General features: G+C 64.5%; 1 protein-coding gene. It reads left to right on the top strand.

Annotation, left to right across the window (positions count from 1 at the left end; all coding sequences use genetic code 11):
• A partial coding sequence (locus AC3A5O_RS28725) for a condensation domain-containing protein (RefSeq protein ID WP_487754015.1) occupies window positions 1-2510 on the top strand: 2510 nt, incomplete at both ends.

Raw genomic sequence — 2510 nt, 5'->3', positions numbered from 1 at the left:
ATCGAACTGGGCGAGATCGAAGCGCGCCTGAATGCCCTGGCAGCGGTGCGCGAAGCGTTGGTGCTGGCCCAGGAAGGACCGAGCGGCCAGCAACTGGTGGCTTACGTAATCCCGGTCCACACCACCGAAGACCCAGCCAGTCTGCGCGAGCAGATCAAGACCCAGCTCAAGGCCGAGCTGCCGGACTACATGGTGCCAACGCACTTGTTGTTCCTCGAACAATGGCCACTGACCGCCAACGGCAAGCTCGACCGCAAGGCCTTGCCAATCGCAGACGCCAGCCAGATCCAGCAGGCCTACGTGGCGCCGCGAAGTGAACTGGAGCAACAGATCGCAGCGATCTGGCAGGACGTGCTCAAAGTGGAGCGGGTCGGCTTGAGCGACAACTTCTTCGAGCTGGGCGGCCATTCGCTGCTGGCGACGCAGATGGTCTCGCGCATTCGCCAGGCCCTCGGCCTGAACCTGCAACTGCGGCAGTTGTTCGAGAACGCCAGCCTGGAGGCCTGTGTGGCCGCGCTGGTGGACGGCGACGAGGCACGGCCGGCGAGCATCCCGCGGCTTGCCCGGGACGAGGCGCGGCTGCCGCTGTCCTACGCCCAGCAACGCCAGTGGTTCCTCTGGCAGATGGAGCCCGACAGCGCGGCGTACCACATTCCGGCGGCGCTGCGGATTCAGGGCGATCTGGACCTGGAGGCCTTGCAACAGAGTTTCGCCACCCTGGTGCAGCGCCACGAGAGCCTGCGTACCACCTTCGTCCAGGTCGATGAGCAAGCGTTCCAAGTCATTCACGAGCAGATGAACCCGATGGTGATCCCGCGGATTCTCGACGGTGGTCACGAACAGATCCAGGCCTTCGTCCGCCAGCAGATCGCCGAGCCATTCGACCTGCAAAACGGCCCGCTGCTGCGGGTCGGCCTGTTGCGGGTGGCGGCCGACGAGCATGTGCTGGTGCTGACCCAGCACCACATTGTCTCCGATGGCTGGTCGATGCAATTGCTGGTGCAGGAACTGATCCAGGGGTATGCCGCGTGCAGCCAGGGCGAGCCCTTGGCACTGGCCGAGCTGCCGATCCAGTATGCCGATTACGCGGTGTGGCAACGTCAGTGGATGGACGCCGGCGAACGGGAACGGCAACTGGCGTACTGGACCGATGTGCTAGGGGGGGAGCAGCCGTTGCTGACGCTGCCCACCGACCGGCCGCGCCCGACCCGGCAGAGCTTTGCCGGCGCCCGCCTGGCTATCGACTTACCGCAGGTTCTGGGCCAACAACTGCGACAGCTGGCCCAGCGCGAAGGCAGCACGTTGTTCATGGTCTTGCTGGCGTCGTTCCAGGCCTTGCTGCATCGCTACAGCGGCCAGTCGGACATCCGTGTCGGCGTGCCCATCGCCAACCGCAACCGGGTGGAGACCGAAGGCCTGATCGGCTTCTTCGTCAACACCCAGGTGCTCAAGGCCGAGGTCGATCCGCAGCAGCGTTTCAGTGCGTTGCTGGCGCAGGTCAAACAGGCGGCCATCGGCGCCGAGGCCCATCAGGACCTGCCGTTCGAGCAACTGGTCGAGGCCCTGCGGCCTGAGCGCAACCTGAGCCACAGCCCGTTGTTCCAAGTGTTGTACAACCACCAGAGCGTCGCGCGCCAGGCACTCCCGGCGCTGCCCGGACTGGTGATCAAGACCCAGGACTGGGAAAGCCAGACCGCCCAGTTCGACTTGACCCTCGACACCCTGGAAGCCGAGGGTGAACTCAGTGCGGCGCTGACCTATGCCACTGACTTGTTCGACGCCAGCACCGTGCAACGCCTGGCCGAGCACTGGCTGAACCTGCTGCACGGCATTGTCGCCAATCCTCGCCAACGCGTTGGTGAATTGCCGTTGCTGACGGCCGCCGAGCAACAGCAATACATCGACCAATGGAACCCGGCACCGCGCAGCTTCCCAGGTGAGGCCTGCCTGCATCAGCGCATCGCCGAACAGGCGCGCTTGCGTCCTGGTGCCGTCGCTTTGCGTTTTAACGAAAGCAGCCTGACCTACGGCGAGCTCAACGCCCAGGCCAACCGTCGCGCCCATCAGTTGATCGCCCACGGCGTCGGCCCGGATGTATTGGTGGGGCTGGCGGCCGAGCGTGGTTTCGACATGCTGGTGGGCCTGTTGGCGATACTCAAGGCCGGCGGTGCTTACGTGCCACTGGACCCGACGTATCCCCAGGATCGTTTGGCCTACATGATGCAGGACAGCGGCATCCGCTTGCTGCTGACCCAAGCAGCCCTGGTCGATCTATTGCCGGTGCCGGATGGCGTGCAGACGCTGCTGCTGGATGCTGATGTCAGTGCGTTTGCCGACAGCGATCCGCACGTAGCAATGGACGCTACGAATCTCGCTTATGTGATCTACACCTCCGGTTCCACCGGCAACCCCAAGGGCACCTTGCTGCCGCACCACAACGTGCTGCGCCTGTTCGAGGCCACCGCGCCATGGTTCAACTTCGGCGCGGCGGATGTCTGGAGCCTGTTCCA

This window comes from Pseudomonas sp. Soil_N_39 (assembly GCF_057655955.1).
Note: the sequence above shows the minus strand (reverse complement) of the source record. Positions and strands in the feature narration are given on the sequence as shown.